The sequence below is a fragment of the Pseudomonas sp. HLS-6 TE3448 genome, assembly GCF_053629555.1.
On sequence record NZ_JBRJIO010000001.1, the window covers coordinates 4,053,478 to 4,070,380 of the forward strand.

Here is a 16,903-nt window from a genome sequence, read left to right on the forward strand (position 1 = left end):
ATGAAAGCACAGGCCCGCCATATTCTGGTCAAAACCGCCGAAGAGGCCGAGCAACTCAAGCAACGCATTGCCAAGGGCGAAGCCTTTGACGTGCTGGCCAAAAAGTTCTCCACCTGCCCTTCCGGCAAGCGCGGCGGCGATTTGGGCGAAGTGCGCCCCGGGCAGATGGTCGGTGCAATTGACCAGGTAATTTTCAAGAAACCCCTGCGTACCGTGCACGGGCCGATCAAGAGTAAATTCGGTTACCACCTGGTGCAGGTGTTCTTCCGCGACTGAACCCGGCCCGGGCTTCTCCAGCGGCGAGCCGCGGTAACCGTTCACCACCTGTCATTTCTGTCAGTTGTCAGTTTCGGCCATTGGGTTATACCCCTTGGAGCACACAGACGTGCGCCATTGAGGTACTCAAGCATGCGAAAATTTCGCTGGCTCATGACCCTCGGGGCCTTGCCCCTGTTGGGTGACGCCGCTTTTGCAGCCTGCAGCTTCGCCCCGGGGAGTGGCGACGATGCTTACGTGTGTGACAGTGGCATCGCTGCATCACTGTCCGACACCTCAGGCGACAACAGCCTGCTGATGCCCACGGATGGCACCGGCAGTATTACGGGCAACGTGACCTTTGGCGCTGGACGTGATCGGGTGCAGATTGATTCCGGCACCATTGCGGGCAACGTCGGCCAAGGGGGCGGTATCGACACCTTCGTCATGAACGGAGGACAGATCCAATCACTCACCCAAGGCGATGGCCTCGATACTTTTCTCATGAGCGGTGGGCGCATCGTCGGCGCGTTCGAGGATGGCGACTACGCCATCATGACGGGTGGCCGGATTGGCCGCGTGAACATGAAACTGGACGACAACCTGTTCGACATGTCCGGGGGCAGCATCGACGGCAACCTGGTGGCCGGCTTCGGCAACGATACGATCCTCCTCAGCAATGGCAACATCGGCGGCAACATCAGTCTCAGCGGGGGTACCGACAGCGTGACCATCAGCGGCGGCGAGGTCGGTGGCGACGTACTGCTGAGTTTCGGTAACGACCGTTTCATCTGGAAAGACGGCGGTGTAATCCGCGGCAGCGTGCAAACAGGCCCTGATGATGATCAGGCATTGCTGATCAACCTTGATGAAACACATCTGGCCACTACCCGGCTGATTGATGGCGGCGATGGCAATGACCACCTGATCTTCGACACCAGTAGCCCGGAGAACGGCGCGCGTTATGTGGGATGGGAGACCGTGTCATTGAACAATGGCTCGGTGCTCACCTTGAACGATACCCTCTTGCTGGGCGATACAAACAGTGGCACTGGCGTGCTGAACATCGATTCCAGCAGCCAGTTGCTGTCACACAGCGGCGCCGTAGCGCCACTGGCCGCCGGGCAGCACGCCACGCTGAACAATGCAGGGCTGGTCGACCTGAGTGGTGGCAGCGATGCGCAAGGGCGCCTGACACTGACCGGCGATTACATCGGGCTCAATGGGGTTCTCAGACTCAACAGCGTCCTGGCCAGCGATGCAGCCCATTCCGACCGCTTGATCGTCAGCGAAGGCAGCATTTCCGGCACCACAACCTTGCAGGTCAACAACCTGAACGGCGTTGGCGCGCAAACTGCCCAAAACGGGATACAGGTGGTTGAGGCGACAGCCGGCGCAACCAGCAGCGCCGATGCCTTCCGCCTGGGCTCGTCGCTGTCTGCCGGTGCGTATGAGTACTACCTGTTCAAAGGCGGCGTCACGGCGGGCAGCGAGAACAACTGGTACCTGCGCTCGAGCGTGATCGCCCCCGTCACAACGGCGGAGCCGGGTGAGGCGCCGCCCGCCCTGAGTGTGCCGGTCGCGGCCCCTGGAACCCCGGCATTACCGACAGCGATCGCCGGTGAGAGCATCCCCCTTTACCGCGCAGAGGTGCCACTGTATGCGGCAGCAAGCCGTGCAGCTGCGCTGCTGCCGCGCCTGACCCTGAGTACGTTCCATGAGCGCCAGGGTGAACAGAACCTGCTCAACGAAACCGGGCCGATTGCCGCCGGTTGGGCGCGAACTGTTGGTGATCAACTGCGGCAACGTTGGTCTGGTACGGTTACCCCGAGCCTTGACGGCGATCTGCGCGGCTATCAGGTGGGGCATGATCTGTATGCCGCGCTCGACAATGACGGCTACCGCCACCACCTGGGGCTGTACCTCGGTCATGCCCGGCTCACGGGTGATATCAGCGGTTTTGCCTTGGGTTTCACCGACAATCACGTCGGTGACGTGCGCCTGGATGGCGATAGCATAGGCGCCTATTGGACGCTGGTCGGCCCGCAACAGTGGTACCTGGATGGCGTGCTGCAGTACACCGACCTGGACGGTCGCACCCGCTCAGATCGCGGCGTCACATTGGACCTGAACGGCCACACGATTACCGGCTCGCTGGAAAGCGGCTATCCATTGCCCTTGAACAGCCGGTGGGTGGTGGAACCGCAGGCACAACTGATCGTCCAGTCGGTCAGCCTGCACAGTGCCAATGATGGGATCTCACGGATCAGCTACGACAACCAGCACGACATCAGCGCGCGCGTGGGCGCACGCCTTAAAGGCCATTTCCAGGCCGGTCGAGTACCCGTGCAACCTTACCTGCGCAGTAACATCTGGCAGAGCTTCGGCGGGCGCGACAGCGTCAGCTTCGACGCTGCCGATGCGATCAAGACAGATCACAAAAGCACCTGGATGGATGTCGGCGCAGGCCTCAGCGCCCAGCCAAGCCCCTCCCTCAGCGTTTACGCCAGCCTGGATTACGGCTACAACCTCGACAGCCGCCAACAGGAACAGGTCGGCGCCAACCTCGGCCTGCGTGTGAGGTGGTAGCGGGTCTCACGCGCGGCGGGCAGCCAGCAGACCAACACCTGCGCAGGCAAGCAACGACGCACTGACGCGGTTGAACAGCCGGCGCCGAGCCGGCTGGCTGAACCAGCGCTGCATGTACGCCCCCAACCAGGCATAAATAGCAATGGCCAACCATTCCAGCAGCAGGAACAAGCCACCCAATACCGCAAACTGTTCACTGACTGCAGTGTCGCTGGACACATTGACGAACTGTGGCAGGAACGCGGTGAAGATCAAAATGGCCTTGGGGTTGCCAGCTGCGACCCAGAATTCCTGACGCGCCAGGCGCAGGGTACCGGCATCGCGCTCCACGGCCACGCCGTCTTGCCCGACCGGCGCCCACCACAACTGCCAGGCGATGTAGAACAGGTAGGCCGCCCCCAGCACCTTGATCATCAGGAACAAATACTCACTGGCGTGCAAGACCACGGCCAGCCCGGTCGCGGCCAGGGCGATCATCCCGGCAAAGGCCAGCAGGCGACCGGCACCCGCCACGCAAGCGGTACGCAGACCGTAGCGGCTGGCGTTGTTAAGGGACAGCAGGTTGTTGGGCCCCGGCGCCATGTTCAAGGCAAAGCAGGCGGGCACAAACAGCAAGAGGCTCGAGATGTCCATGGGCCACTCCAAAAACCTCAAGACTCTCGCCTGGCCGACCTCACGTCAAGCGCGGCCAACTCCAGAAAGGAGAAATGCCCATTCAACCAGCCGCCGGTATCGATATGCCAGACATTACCGAGCACCCGCACTGATGGCCCTGGCGTATGCCCGACAATCAGCGCCCGCAAACCCGCGACAGGTGTCGGGTCATTCTGCTGCAAGCGCCGACGGGACCACTGGCAAATGTCCTGCGCGGCTTTCACCGGACCAACAGCCAGTTGATCACACCACGCCTGCCAACTGGGACACGGGCAGTCGGCGTGCAGCACACCGACCGGGCCAGCAAGCGTGTCGATCTCCAACGCCAGCGGCAAACGGGCAAATTGCTCGGCATATCGGGCCTGCTCTGCGGCAGGGCTGTCCAGGAACCAGGCACCACCATTGGCCCGATACAATTCAACATCGAGCCACTGTCCTTGAACATGGGCCACGGCAAGCGCCTCGTGATTGCCCTGCACGGCAAAGAACCAGGGGCGCTGCAACCAGGCAAGCACCTCTTCGCTGTTTGGCCCGCGATCAACCAGATCGCCCACGCTGAACAGGCGGTCCCTGCTGGCATCGAAGCCAATCAATGCCAGTGCCTGCTCCAACCGCCGAAAATGGCCGTGAATATCACCGACCGCGAAATCCCGGCCCCGTTCATTACGCGCAACGCGCTGCAAGCGTCCCACCGCGCCCCTCCTGCTGATACGAGGCTCAGGTTTTCACGAAGACAATCCAGGACGGCGAAGAGTCGATGATCTGCTCCTCGAACGCGAGCTGAACCTGGCCAAGGCCGAAAGGGGCTATTTACTTCAAGCATAGCCCGCCCTGAACACGTGCCTTCACGCCTCAGGCAAGCCAATCCGTGAACGGAGGTTTGCAAACGGGGAACTACAGGCACTCGTACACAGCACGTTTAACCGATGCATGCCAAGGCGCGCCCTCATAGAAGGAAATCAGGCTGCCCTCACCTTGCCGATGAACCTCAAGGTAGTCACTGGCAGTCACGCTGCCTGACACGCTGAGCTCATAGCCTCTGGAGATCGCCTTGCGATCCACCTGAGCATGCTGCTGTTGCTGCCAACGCGCCATGACACACGCGCTATAGTCGTCCGGCGACTTTGCCGAGCGCTCTGAAATCGTTGGGGAATTGGGCGTGAGGGCCACTGGCAATGAGCATCCCGCCAGGAGCACGCTGATCATCGCGGCGACGACTGTCTTCTGCATGGCACACCTTGAGCAAAAGCCGGCACTTTAGATCAAAGCGGCGGGGTTGTGACCTCACCAAAGGTCTAGCTAGGGCGGATAGGCGGCAGCGGCTATTAGCGCACGGCGTGACTGCTGACTTTTCGATTACATCACTTTCACGCAGCCTTCACAGCCCAACGCCTAAGGTCGCAACTGCTCCTTTGGAAACTCCACATCAGCCCGCCTCCCCTAGCGGGCTTTTTTTTGCTCGCCAGGGCTTGAATGCGTGTGGGGACTGGCGGTAGGCATTACAGCGTTGCCATTCAGCATCAGGTTATTGCGATTGCCGGTTCAGGCATCATGTGATGTTGCCGCAGAAGAGATTGACACTCCCGTCCATCGGGCCGGCCCTCAAGACCAGGACATAGTCCCCAGAGCGAAGCGCAGCCAGTGAAACAGGCGCTATGGTGGACAGCCGCATTGGTGACGACATAGACCTTGTCGTCATCGACTGATTCATCTCATAGACCGGCTTTGGCCCCATGCGCTCACACGTCCCTGAGTAGATATACGTGTCGATGTGCACAGGTAATGCCGTACCGCTTGGCACCCCGCCCAAAACAATCGAAAGCCCCGTCCTGTTTCCCGTCGTTGGCGACAACAACGCTGATGCCACATGGCCCGTGTTGTACTGAGTGGCGTTAAGAGCAACGTTGACCACCTGATGATCACCCGCTGTTGCCACGCCTGAGAGCAAGCCGGCTGTCACCAGCAATGCCAGTGAGGGTACTCTGTTCATCGTAAGCCTCCTGATTTTTCAGGTTACGTTGACGTGATCCCCCCACTAGATTCTAGTCAGCCAGCATCGGCGTGATTATCTTTCGACGACCGGTCCCACGCTACGCCCAAATGACCGTCTCGCTATTGATTATCGGTAGTCGATCAGGGTTGATTTCACGCTCACAATGAAGAAACGTCTGAGTTCTCTCGACATCAAAAGCCCGCATGGCCCTCTGCTTCATGATCAGGGATGAAACCCCGAAGTGCCCGCACTCCGGGCATACGAGCTCAATGCCATCCATTTCAGAGTCCACTTCCCGCGCGTCTGCAGAACAGATCAAGCACTTCATGGTTATCCCCTTAATCAGCACCACACTATAGCCTCGCAACTGCTGATAATTCCTGGTTACGATGCCGCAGATCCGGAGCGTGGCGAAGGATACGGCCCCTTCCCAGATACCCCCAGTGCGCGCTGCTGGTAGTGTTGCACGGCCCGCATCAGCGACTCGGCTTCCAGGCGAAGACGCTCAACCTCTTCAGGTGGCGTCGATGAATCTCTAGCCTTGTGATACGCGCAAACAGCCTCAAGGGCTCTTTTTAGAAGCTGCTCACCCGCCTTCATCATCTCGGTCAGATCCATGGTGCAGCCCCCAGGCTTGCTCGCTCGTCTGGAGTATAGGCAGCGATCTGGCTGCCCCCTGCATTTAGGCGCTAATGCCCTGTACCCCAGGGTCCTGGAAAGTGTATCTGTGCCGTATACCCACCGATCATCCGCCACAGATACACTTTGCAAAAAAACAGCGCTTGAAGAATCAAAGCGGTTATTTCTAGTCTGTCATCAGTGACGCCGGGCCCCTCTGACGGCATGCAGCCGCCATGTCGGAGTCATAGTTGGTAAAACTACGACTAACAGGAGAGGCTCATGACTGTCTTACATTCGATCATCTTCGCTGATGTGCTGGGCACTGCCGCCTGGCTCTGGCTGACTTTCCTTGCGATCGTCATCGCATTACTCGCCTTTGACCTCGGCGTCCTGCATCGCGAACACCGAGAAATCAATGTAAAGGAGAGTTTGCTACTGTCGGCGGGCTACATATCCATGGGCTTGCTTTTCTCCGTCTGGGTCTACTTCCAGAAGGGGGCCGACGCCAGTATGGATTACCTGACCGGCTTCTTGATCGAGAAGTCGCTCTCGATGGATAACGTTTTCGTCATCGCATTGATTTTCGGATTCCTGGCCATTCCCCGGGCACTTCAGCATCGCGTACTGTTCTGGGGAATCATGGGTGTGATCGTGCTCCGGGCCATCATGATTGGCTTGGGCGCTGCTTTGATCGCCGAGTTCAGCTGGGTTCTTTATATATTCGGCGCCTTCCTGCTGTTCACGGGTGTTAAAATGCTTTTTGCGTCGGTTAACGATCAACCCGATCTGGAGAACAATCGATTCGTCAAATTCCTGCGCAGCCATCTGCGCATAACAGAGCGCCTTCACGGACAATCGTTCTTCATTCGTCAAGCGGACAAGACAGGCAAGAAGGTGCTCTGGATTACACCCTTGTTCCTGGCGTTGATTCTGATTGAATGTGCCGACCTGGTATTTGCCATTGACAGTGTTCCCGCCATCTTCTCAATCACCCAAGATACCTTTGTCATTTACACATCAAATATCTTTGCCATCTTGGGCCTTCGCGCACTGTACTTTGCACTTGCCGCGATGATTCATCGTTTTACCTACCTGAAATACGCCTTGGCTCTGGTGCTCGTGTTCATCGGCGCAAAGATCTTTCTACACGACATCGTCGGCAAGGTACCTGCTGCAGTATCGCTAAGCGTCACACTTGCGTTGCTCACAGGTGGGGTATTGTTGTCACTGTGGAAGACGCGAGTACGGGCAGGCGATGAAGGCGATCACTGAATTGAGAGCCTGAGCGTGTAGCGCGTGAAACAGGAATTCGACCTGTGAAGGTCGCCCCCACCAATGGCGACCTCTCATCACCAAACGGGGCATTCACGACCGGAAGCCGTATAACTGCCGTCATACCCATGTATCCCTCCTGCGCGAATGCAGCAGGGATACGTTATTGTTCATTAAGGGTTGAAAGTCCACGTCCCTTTGCTAGTATCAACAACAACCTCGACAACATCACAGCGTCGATATTCGATGTTGTAGCTATAAGTAATCGTTTTACCAAAAGGCAAGCTTACTGGCTTTTTGGGATTAGCCATGCTTTCCGTACACTGATTGCGATTTACTATGACGCCATTGATCGTTAAGTCGTCCGCAACACTCACTATATTCACTGTGCGATACGGCGTTCTGACAGCGCCATACTTAAACAGTCTTTCATCGACATTTATTTTGACGGGCGATGTTTCTGCTTTTGGCTTTTCAGCGACTGTGTTCGCCAAATTATTGTCGAGCGGGCTTTTAAGCCCAGAAAGCCCAGCCATTAACAACGTTCTGGACGCCTTAATGCTTTCAGGCTTGCATGTGTGACTCCCTGTTTCCTTTCCCATTTGATCCATGAGACTAAAATAAGCACCTTGCTTACCTTCACGCGTTTCGTAAACAACAGCGATTGCACCATCAATATCAGCGTCAGTACCACGCAGAACGAATGACTGCACCCCTCCAGCATTATTCAAGATTTGCTGTGCGCCACCGGAAGGAGCATCAAGTTTAATCACACTCCCGCCTTCGTCAGGGTCATCATCTGCCCCCAGAAACTCGATATATACTGTATCACTGACGTGACTGAGGGTCATGACCTCGCCAGTATCGAGCGTACATTCCAGATCATAATTCTCATTCGCGTAAGCAGACGCGAAGATAGACGTAAGCAGTGCGGTTGCAACTATTTTCTTCATTAAGTCTCTTTCCTTAGATGGCAGCGCGGTGGAGCAAGCAGGACGATCAAGCGTGATACTGCTGGAAACTCTACGAGGGATGGCTATCTGCCACGTCGGGCCAAGTTTAAGTCGATTTAGCTTGGTGGTGGTAGATCTCCACTACTGCTGAGTGAAAATCGCTCACCCAACCCTCGGCAGCTACTTCCAGCTTGTCGTATCCCCTTGAGAGAGCATCTCCCGCTTCATCTGCCACGGCCTGTCTCCCGGCAAAATGACGCCTATCTTCACCGTCACTCTCCCAATCACGGAGCAAGGCACTTCCCTTCGCTCAACCTCTTCCGGAAAGAGAACGCCGTTAGCTTCGTTGTAACGGCGCAGTGCGTCCATTGCCTGCCGCCATAACGGCTGACCGGCTTTCATCTTCCCTTCCAGATCGTCCATGACTGAGCCCCGATCATTCGGTCAGGGCAGTCCAGGCGGCCTCTCAAGCCAGTTAGACTATTCGTTCACGGCTAACATCGCCAACAAAGGCTTGTACGTGTACTTGTGCTTGTCGGCATCGGCGAGAATAATGGGCTCCGCAAAAACTTATCAGCGAAGAAGTTATGTATTCAGTCAAGCTCATGATGGCCGGAATCCTGATTCCGTCCTGTGCCTTAGCTATCGATGCAAACCAGCCCACAGCGTGGACTCAAGAGCCTAAGACCTTCATGGGCGTGGATCTTCAGGGGGACTTCCTCAAAAATGTAGATGAGTGCTCGGCTAGCAAAAGCGCCTCAACAGAACCCTGTCGCATCGCTACCGAAACTCCGGCCAAATTTCTGATCCAGGGCGCCAAGTCCAACCGCGTGTTGCTCGGCTACCAGCTTATTGTCCACCTATCCGACAACAAAATTGAAAAGCTTGTGTTCGCGGGGCCGTCGAATAGTAGCGCCCTCGTTGCCGATATGCTGAGAACTGATTACGGCCCGCCTACAGCTAGCAAGATCAATCTGGTTAAAATGAAATCAGGCGCCACCTTTGATAACGAAGTTCTTCAATGGGAGGGCGAAAGCATATCCATCTGCTCTCAGCGCAACGACGAGGACCTCGGCACCTACAGCGTGGTGTTAACCAACTCGCCAATTTCTATCAGCAACCTACAGAATGAAGAGCAATCATCCAGCCCGGACGTATCACAACTGTGAGCGCGTCCAGCGCTGAAATCCCGCCACATCTAATTCAAACACAGTTCATTTATACAGGGCTGCGCCGCCGTCAAGGCAGCTTGATCAGCAATGATCCCGGCCCGGATATCGAGAATGTTTCGTCCAGCAATTGCCAGATCGTCGGCATCGTCGTGCGGTCGCCGCGGAATCTCTAAAAATGCCAAAAAAGAAGCGGCCTACAGACACCGCCACAGCAACCGCTGTTGACATTGAAAGATCCATTCAGGCCCTGAATAAAATGGCTGAACGCCTTTGGGGGGATGACCGCGAGGCCGAGACGAAAGCCCTCATCAATGCCTTGGATTCGTTAAACCGGGCGCTGGACCGGATCAGGCTTGGCGAAAGTTGCAGGATTGTGACGCTCCATTAGCGCATGACTCTGTAAATTTTCAGGGGCTTATATGCACCTCATGCCCTCGGGCAGGCCAGGCGCCTTGCTGATTTGCGCAAAATGGCCTCAAAGTCCGCTACGCCATCCAGCCCTTTGTATTCCAACCAGGAAAAGGCGGGATGTGGATCAGGGAGCCAAGTGTTACAATCAAGCACTTCAAGCTCGCGCTCGCTGCGCTGAGCATCCGTGAACGTCGGCAGTACGACACGCGCCATACCTACGCAACTATGTGCCTAATGGCTGGGATGAACCCTGCGTTCATCGCGAACCAACTCGGCCACAGCGTCGAGATGCTGCTTTCTACCTACGCAAAATGGATCAGCTCCTCCTCGGATTGGAGGGAGCTGGAGAAGCTGCCGACTAGAGTCTGATTGGCCCAAAATAGACTACGGCACCTAAACACACCTCTGGAACCCCCGCAGGATAAGCACTTGATTTCTACCGCAAATATCACCATGCAGTTCGGCGCCAAGCCGCTGTTCGAGAACGTCTCGGTCAAATTCGGCAACGGCAACCGTTACGGCCTGATCGGCGCCAACGGTTGTGGCAAGTCGACCTTCATGAAAATCCTCGGCAGCGACCTGGAGCCATCCGCAGGCCAGGTCATGCTGGAGCCGAACGTACGCCTGGGTAAGCTGCGTCAAGACCAGTTCGCCTATGAAGAATTCACCGTGATCGATACCGTGATCATGGGCCACGAAGAGCTCTGGCGGGTCAAGGCCGAGCGCGACCGCATCTACTCGCTGCCGGAAATGACCGAAGAGGACGGCATGGCCGTCGCTGAGCTGGAAACCGAGTTCGCCGAAATGGACGGCTACACCGCCGAGTCCCGTGCCGGTGAGTTGCTGCTGGGCCTGGGTATTCCGCTCGAGCAGCATTTCGGCCCGATGAGTGAAGTTGCCCCAGGCTGGAAACTGCGCGTGCTGCTGGCACAGGCGCTGTTCTCGGACCCGGAAGTGCTGCTGCTCGACGAACCGACCAACCACCTGGACATCAACACCATCCGTTGGCTGGAAAACATCCTCACGGCGCGTAACAGCACCATGATCATCATTTCCCACGACCGGCACTTCCTGAACAGTGTCTGCACCCATATGGCCGACCTGGACTACGGTGAGCTGCGCCTGTTCCCGGGCAACTACGACGAGTACATGATCGCCGCGACCCAGTCGCGCGAGCAGTTGCTGTCGGACAACGCCAAGAAGAAAGCCCAGATCGCCGAGCTGCAGACCTTCGTCAGCCGGTTCTCGGCCAACGCCTCGAAAGCCAAGCAGGCCACGTCGCGGGCCAAGCAGATCGACAAGATCCAGCTGGCTGAAGTCAAGCCTTCGAGCCGTGTCAGCCCGTTCATCCGCTTCGAGCAGACGAAAAAGCTGCACCGTCAGGCAGTTACCGTCGAGAACGTCTCCAAGGGCTTCGATGGCAATACCCTGTTCAAGAACTTCAGCTTCCAGGTCGAAGCCGGCGAGCGCGTGGCGATCATTGGCCCGAACGGTATTGGTAAAACCACCTTGCTGCGTACGCTGGTCGGCGAACTGCCGGTAGACAGCGGTGAAGTGAAGTGGACCGAAAGCGCCGAGATCGGTTACTACGCCCAGGACCACGCCTCGGACTTCGAAGACGATGTCAGCCTGTTCGACTGGATGGGCCAGTGGACCCAGGGCGGCGAGCAGCTGGTTCGCGGCACGCTGGGTCGCATGCTGTTCTCCAACGATGAAATCCTCAAGTCGGTCAAGGTGATTTCCGGTGGTGAGCAAGGCCGTATGCTGTTCGGCAAGCTGATCCTGCAAAAGCCCAACGTACTGCTGATGGACGAACCGACCAACCACTTGGACATGGAGTCGATCGAGGCCCTCAACATGGCGCTGGAGAACTACCCGGGTACGCTGGTGTTCGTCAGCCACGACCGTGAGTTCGTGTCCTCGCTGGCCACCCGCATCATCGAGTTGAGCGCCAACGGTGTCGTGGACTTCAGCGGCACCTACGATGACTACCTGCGTAGCCAGGGTGTAATCGTTTAACACTCGTAAAAAGCCTGCTTGAAGGCGATGGCGTGCTACCCGGCCCCGTCGCCACAAGCGGGACGCCTATAAAAGCAGGCTAACGGACCGCCAAGATTCGTTAGCCTGCTTTCTTTTTCCCTCGCATACAGCGATGATGGCGTTTCCAAACGCCCATCCTGTGTAGCCATGTCTGCGCTAGAACCCGCCGCACTGCCGGCAACGACGATTACCCGAAAAATCGTCTCGATCATCTTCTATACCTTTATCGCCTTCCTCTGCGTAGGGCTGCCAATTGCCGTGCTGCCGGGTTACGTGCATGAGCAGTTGGGCTTCAGTCCGGTTGTGGCCGGGATAACCATAGGCTTGCAGTACTTCGCCACGCTGGTCAGCAGGCCGATGGCCGGGCGCGTGGCTGATAGCCTGGGCGGCAAGCGTGCAATCATCTACGGCCTGCTCGCCATTGCCCTGAGCGGCCTGGCGACGGCGGCCTCGACACTGCTGGTCAGTATGCCCTTGCTCAGCCTGGCGGTATTGCTGACCGGGCGCGTGCTGCTGGGCCTTGCCCAAGGGTTGATTGGTGTTGCCAGCTTGAGCTGGGGCATCAGCCAGGTGGGGATAGCGCATACAGCACGGGTCATCTCCTGGAATGGCATCGCCTCTTATGGCGCCATCGCCATTGGTGCGCCGCTTGGGGTGAAACTGAACCAGTTGCTGAACTTCGCAAGCATCGGCCTGGTCCTGTTTGTCCTGGCGACATTGGCCCTGCTGGTGATCCGCAACAAGCCTTCGCTACCGGTCGTTGCCGGCGAGCGCCTGCCGTTCTGGACGGCCTTCGGGCGGGTAGCGCCCTGTGGTGTTGGCCTGACGTTGGCGTCCATCGGCTATGGCACCCTGACCACCTTCGTGACCCTTTTCTACAGTGAGCGTGGCTGGACCGGCGCAGCCTGGTGCCTGAGTGCGTTCGGGGTCTGCTTCATTCTGTCCCGCTTGCTGTTCGTCAATGCGGTGAATCGCTGGGGCGGTTATCCAGTTGCGGTTGTCTGCATGGCGACTGAAGCCGCTGGCCTGGCGTTGCTCTGGCTGGCGCCCTCCCCGCTACTGGCATTGCTCGGCGCGGGCCTCAGCGGTGCCGGGCTGTCGCTGGTCTACCCGGCACTGGGCCTTGAAGCCATCAAACAAGTACCCAGTAGCAGCCGTGGCGCGGGTTTGGGCGCTTACGCAGTGTTCTTCGACCTGGCCCTGGCCATCGCCGGGCCGCTAATGGGCGCGGTAGCTGCACATCTAGGCTATGAATCGATCTTCGGTATCGCGTCATTGCTGGCATTACTTGGAGTCGGGTTGGTACTGCTGCTGTCGCGGCGCAGCGCACATACTCACTGATCAGCCGTACGCCATCCCGTACGGTCCGCTCGCCCAAGCGTCTGACTGAAAAACAACGCCGCCTCCGACTGCAGCGAATGATGAATGCTGGCACGGTCGACGCCCTCGGCGTCGGTGCATAGCGCGGCCATGTGAACACGCTGGGCTTCATCGCATGGCGCCATGAAAATGAAATGCCCTGCACCGGCCAGCAGCCGGTAATCAGGACTGCGAGGCAGTTTACGCGCCAGCGCAGCGGCGTTCTTGTCGATTGCCAGCAACTGATCGCGATCACCACTGTAGATCAGCGCCGGTACTTTTACCCCGGCCAGGGCATGACGACCGAACATCAGGCTCAACGGCGCCATCAGCAACAATGCCTTGATCCTTGAGTCTGCGGCGGGCAGCAGGTCGTCACGGTCGGCGATCAGTTGCCCGCGCATCTTGCAGGCGTCAGCATCCAGTGGGCGTTCTTCACAATAACGGCGCAGGCGATCCAGTTCCGGGCGTGCGCCGGAAAGGATCAACGCGGTTTCACCACCCGCCGAATAACCAATCACCCCGACCTGCTCGGCGTTGACATAGGGCGCCAGCAGCTTGTCGTTCAGGGTTGCGCTGATGGCAGCGCTGATCTGCAGCGGACGCCCATAGAGGTTGCTCAGGGTGCCCAGTCGGCTGTGATCCTGGGCATTGTCCCCCGGGTGCACCACCGCCACCACCACAAAGCCCTTGCGTGCCAGTGCCGTTGCCAGGTCATGCAATGCCAATGGCGTACCGGTATTGCCATGGGAAAGCATCAAGAGCGGGAAACGCCCCATCGCAATGGGTGCCTCAAAACCGGCTTCCACCCGATAGCCTTCAACCCGGCTCCAATGTGCTGGCCCAGTGGCCGGGTAAAAGGCCAAGGCCTGCATCGGCTGTTCGTCCAGCGGGTCGGCGAGGATCATCCGGTGCAACCCCACATGCCAGCGCTCGCCCGCCTCGCCCGGCAGCGACAACACGATCCCGATCACCGCGAGGATGAACAAACCAGACAGACGCTGCATGGCTGACACCTTGTCCCTTTATAGCCAGCGATCAGCATAGGCTGGCGCACTGCGCGCCAGATGAAAACTGAATGAAAAAACCGACTGCCGGTTACCCCGGCAGTCGGCTTATGCGGTGGTTACTCGAAATCAGGCAGCTGCAAACAGCTCGTTATCGATCTGAGCGCGCGCTGCACTCATGGCATTGTTGCGGTGTTCATCGCCATATGCCAAGCCATGGGCGCGGACGAACTCGACATCGGTGATACCAATAAAGCCCAGGAACACCTTGAGAAAATCTTCATGACCGACACCGGTTGGCTGGCCAACATGCAGGCCACCCGAGGTGGATACGACAATGACTTTCTTGCCACCACACAGGCCTTCAGGGCCAGCCTCGGTGTAGCGGAAGGTTTTACCGGCAACCGCGATACGGTCGATCCAGGCTTTCAGTTGGCTGGGAACGCTGAAGTTGTACATCGGTGCGGCAATCACCACCGCATCGGCATCCAGAAACTCTTGCAGTGTTTCGCTGCTCAGTTGAGCTTCGTGCTTCTGGGCGGCATCGCGCAGTTCTTCTGGCGTACCAGCACTGACCAGGGTGGCAGCGGAAAAATGGCTGATGGCATCACTGGCCAGGTCGCGGTAAGTTACTTCTACAGTGGCGTCAGCCGCCTGCCAGGCCTGCACGACTTCACGGCTCAACTGACGGGAAGCCGAATTTTCGCCGAGGATACTGGAATCGATGTGCAACAGTTTCATGGGTGTTCTCCTGGATTTTGAAGACCGCGAGTCGGCGATCACGATGGAGAGAATCCTACCCAAACAGCGAATAGAGGATTAGTCGGCAAAAATGCGTTAGTTTGTCCTAAATACAGAACAGTGCAGGACAAGCTATGCAAGACCTCAATGATCTCTATTACTTTGCCCGGGTGGTTGAGGCCGGAGGCTTCTCTGCGGCCGGGCGTCTGCTTGGTATACCCAAGTCCCGGTTATCCCGACGCATTGCCGAACTGGAAGAACGCCTGGGGACTCGCCTGCTGCAACGCACGACCCGACAACTGAAGCTGACCGGGGTTGGCGAGCGCTACCTGCGTCATTGCCAGGCCATGCTGCTGGAAGCGGAGATGGCCGACGAAGCGGTTGCAAGCATGGTCAGCGAACCACGCGGGCGCTTGCGCGTGTCCTCACCGGTTGCGTTGGCCCATGCATTCTTGCCAGAAGTCATCAGCAGCTTCCTGGCACGCTACCCACAGGTACAGCTGGACATGGTGCTGCTCAATCGTCGGGTTGATGTGATCACCGAGGGTATTGACGTTGCATTGCGCGTACGCGACCAGGGCGACGAAGACCCTACCCTGGTCACGCGGCGTTTGCGCCAGGCACAAATGCTGTTGGTCGCAGCACCGAACTTCGCCGCCGAGCATGTCATCGAGCAACCACAGGACTTGATCAATGTACCCGTGCTGGGCGCGCTGGAGGCTGACCGCCTGGTTCACCTGCGCCTGCTGGATGCCAAGGGCAATCGCGAGGACCTGGCGCTGGAGGCGAGGCTTGGTATTGATGACTTTGTCGTACGAAAATCCGCCGCCGTTGCCGGCCTGGGGTTCACGGCCCTGCCGATCATGCATTGCGAAGAAGAACTCGCCCGCGGCGAACTGATCCGCCTATTGCCCGACTGGTCGCTACCCAGCGGCTATCTGCAGGCGGTCTACCCGCACAGGCGAGGTGTACTACCTGCCGTACGCGCCTGGATTGATCACCTGGTCATTTCATTTGAAGCCTGTGGAGAGCGTTATGTCTGAAGATGACGTGGTGCAGTTTTGCCTGAGCCTGCCGGGCGTACAGGACGATTACAAATGGGGGGGCGTCCGGGTGTTCTCTGTGGCCGGCAACAAGATGTTCGCCCTGATCAACCTGAACCGCGCCGACCTGGCCTTCAAGGTCGACAACGAGCTGTTCCTTGGCTATGTGGACAGGCCCGGTATTCGCCCGGCACCATATCTGGCTCGCGCCCACTGGGTCAGCATGGAGCAGCCCTACCCCATGGGCCGTGAAGAACTGTGCGATCTGCTGCAACGGTCGCACCAACTGGTGGTACGACGCTTACCGAAGCGTTTGCAAGCGGGCTTGTTGCTCTGATTGGCGCGGGCAGGCTCAGCGCTTACTGAAACAGTCTGCCCAGCCCGCGCCCCGCCAGCACCAGATAATCAACCCAGAACACCTGATGCGCGGCGACGATTGCCCAGAAGATCAACTGAAACGACAGTTTGCGGGTCTTGTGCCGAAAGGCCTGCTGAGCCACCAGGGCGCCTGGCCAACCGCCACACAGCTCAACGACGTGAAGCCATTTTTCCGGGGTCCGCCAGGTATTGTTGCGCGCCTTGCGTTTGTCGTTCCAATAAAGGAAGACGCTGAGCAGGCTGGCTATCGGGTAGAGCACTGCTGGCAACCAGGAATGCCCGCCCTGCAGCATCTGCAGCACACCCCAGGACGGAAACAGGCAGATACCGGCAAACAGCGACAGTTTGAGCTTGAGGTGTTGAACCGCGCCTCGGACTGGGGCCGGGCGCGGCTTGACAGCAGCCTGACGCACCC

The 16,903-nt window shown here is 58.1% G+C and carries 18 protein-coding genes and 1 pseudogene; 10 read left to right on the forward strand and 9 right to left on the reverse strand.

What is annotated here, in order from left to right:
* The gene (locus AB7M23_RS18530; RefSeq protein ID WP_065758331.1) at nucleotides 1-276 is read left to right on the forward strand and encodes a peptidylprolyl isomerase; all 276 of its coding nucleotides are present in this window, start codon (nucleotides 1-3) and stop codon (nucleotides 274-276) included.
* Between the two features lie 132 nt (nucleotides 277-408).
* Entirely contained in the window at nucleotides 409-2,844 is a 2,436-nt protein-coding gene (locus AB7M23_RS18535; protein ID WP_454241631.1) for an autotransporter family protein, read from the forward strand.
* 6 nt (nucleotides 2,845-2,850) lie between these two features.
* Here the strand turns inward: AB7M23_RS18535 and AB7M23_RS18540 are convergent, their stop codons facing one another.
* From AB7M23_RS18540 to AB7M23_RS18555, 4 genes are all read right to left on the reverse strand, one after another.
* Nucleotides 2,851-3,477, reverse strand: a complete 627-nt coding sequence (locus tag AB7M23_RS18540; protein WP_454241632.1) for a LysE family translocator — start codon at nucleotides 3,475-3,477, stop codon at nucleotides 2,851-2,853.
* 17 nt (nucleotides 3,478-3,494) lie between these two features.
* Nucleotides 3,495-4,190: a metallophosphoesterase gene (locus tag AB7M23_RS18545; protein WP_454241633.1), complete on the reverse strand. Its 696-nt coding sequence runs from the start codon at nucleotides 4,188-4,190 to the stop codon at nucleotides 3,495-3,497.
* A 202-nt stretch (nucleotides 4,191-4,392) separates the two neighbouring features.
* A complete protein-coding gene (locus AB7M23_RS18550) occupies nucleotides 4,393-4,728 on the reverse strand; it encodes a hypothetical protein (protein ID WP_454241634.1) in 336 nt (111 codons plus the stop codon).
* 319 nt (nucleotides 4,729-5,047) lie between these two features.
* Complete coding sequence (locus AB7M23_RS18555; protein WP_454241635.1) at nucleotides 5,048-5,488, reverse strand: hypothetical protein; 441 nt, start codon at nucleotides 5,486-5,488, stop codon at nucleotides 5,048-5,050.
* Between the two features lie 903 nt (nucleotides 5,489-6,391).
* On the opposite strand from AB7M23_RS18555, the gene AB7M23_RS18560 reads away from it, so the two are divergent.
* A complete protein-coding gene (locus AB7M23_RS18560) occupies nucleotides 6,392-7,384 on the forward strand; it encodes a TerC family protein (RefSeq protein ID WP_454241636.1) in 993 nt (330 codons plus the stop codon).
* Between the two features lie 173 nt (nucleotides 7,385-7,557).
* On the opposite strand, the gene AB7M23_RS18565 is transcribed toward AB7M23_RS18560, so the two are convergent.
* Together AB7M23_RS18565 and AB7M23_RS18570 are read right to left on the reverse strand one after the other, a co-directional pair.
* Nucleotides 7,558-8,337, reverse strand: a complete 780-nt coding sequence (locus AB7M23_RS18565) for a hypothetical protein (RefSeq protein ID WP_454241637.1) — start codon at nucleotides 8,335-8,337, stop codon at nucleotides 7,558-7,560.
* A gap of 180 nt (nucleotides 8,338-8,517) precedes the next feature.
* Entirely contained in the window at nucleotides 8,518-8,760 is a 243-nt protein-coding gene (locus tag AB7M23_RS18570) for a DUF4113 domain-containing protein (protein WP_454241638.1), read from the reverse strand.
* A 164-nt stretch (nucleotides 8,761-8,924) separates the two neighbouring features.
* On the opposite strand from AB7M23_RS18570, the gene AB7M23_RS18575 reads away from it, so the two are divergent.
* The 5 genes and pseudogenes from AB7M23_RS18575 to AB7M23_RS18595 all read left to right on the forward strand — a co-directional run bounded on the left by AB7M23_RS18575 (nucleotide 8,925) and on the right by AB7M23_RS18595 (nucleotide 13,301).
* Nucleotides 8,925-9,506, forward strand: coding sequence for a hypothetical protein (locus AB7M23_RS18575; RefSeq protein ID WP_454241639.1), 582 nt, complete (start codon nucleotides 8,925-8,927; stop codon nucleotides 9,504-9,506).
* Between the two features lie 178 nt (nucleotides 9,507-9,684).
* Nucleotides 9,685-9,897: a hypothetical protein gene (locus AB7M23_RS18580; RefSeq protein WP_454241640.1), complete on the forward strand. Its 213-nt coding sequence runs from the start codon at nucleotides 9,685-9,687 to the stop codon at nucleotides 9,895-9,897.
* Between the two features lie 81 nt (nucleotides 9,898-9,978).
* Nucleotides 9,979-10,289: pseudogene (locus AB7M23_RS18585) on the forward strand (integrase).
* 60 nt (nucleotides 10,290-10,349) lie between these two features.
* Nucleotides 10,350-11,939, forward strand: a complete 1,590-nt coding sequence (locus AB7M23_RS18590; protein WP_065758321.1) for an ABC-F family ATPase — start codon at nucleotides 10,350-10,352, stop codon at nucleotides 11,937-11,939.
* Between the two features lie 168 nt (nucleotides 11,940-12,107).
* The gene (locus AB7M23_RS18595) at nucleotides 12,108-13,301 is read left to right on the forward strand and encodes an MFS transporter (protein WP_454241641.1); all 1,194 of its coding nucleotides are present in this window, start codon (nucleotides 12,108-12,110) and stop codon (nucleotides 13,299-13,301) included.
* Here AB7M23_RS18595 and AB7M23_RS18600 read toward each other — a convergent pair.
* On the reverse strand, nucleotides 13,295-14,326 hold the full coding sequence (locus AB7M23_RS18600) for an alpha/beta hydrolase family protein (RefSeq protein ID WP_454241642.1): 1,032 nt from the start codon (nucleotides 14,324-14,326) through the stop codon (nucleotides 13,295-13,297). The genes AB7M23_RS18595 and AB7M23_RS18600 overlap by 7 nt on opposite strands.
* A 129-nt stretch (nucleotides 14,327-14,455) precedes the next feature.
* On the reverse strand, nucleotides 14,456-15,067 hold the full coding sequence (locus AB7M23_RS18605) for an FMN-dependent NADH-azoreductase (RefSeq protein ID WP_454241643.1): 612 nt from the start codon (nucleotides 15,065-15,067) through the stop codon (nucleotides 14,456-14,458).
* A gap of 134 nt (nucleotides 15,068-15,201) precedes the next feature.
* Here AB7M23_RS18605 and AB7M23_RS18610 point away from each other — a divergent pair, with 134 nt between their 5' ends.
* Nucleotides 15,202-16,110, forward strand: coding sequence for a LysR substrate-binding domain-containing protein (locus tag AB7M23_RS18610; RefSeq protein ID WP_454241644.1), 909 nt, complete (start codon nucleotides 15,202-15,204; stop codon nucleotides 16,108-16,110).
* Complete coding sequence (locus AB7M23_RS18615) at nucleotides 16,103-16,447, forward strand: MmcQ/YjbR family DNA-binding protein (protein ID WP_454241645.1); 345 nt, start codon at nucleotides 16,103-16,105, stop codon at nucleotides 16,445-16,447. Before AB7M23_RS18610 ends, AB7M23_RS18615 begins: the two co-directional genes overlap by 8 nt.
* Nucleotides 16,448-16,469: 22 nt before the next feature.
* Here the strand turns inward: AB7M23_RS18615 and AB7M23_RS18620 are convergent, their stop codons facing one another.
* On the reverse strand, nucleotides 16,470-16,901 hold the full coding sequence (locus AB7M23_RS18620) for a DUF1294 domain-containing protein (protein ID WP_454241646.1): 432 nt from the start codon (nucleotides 16,899-16,901) through the stop codon (nucleotides 16,470-16,472).
* Nucleotides 16,902-16,903: the final 2 nt, after the last annotated feature.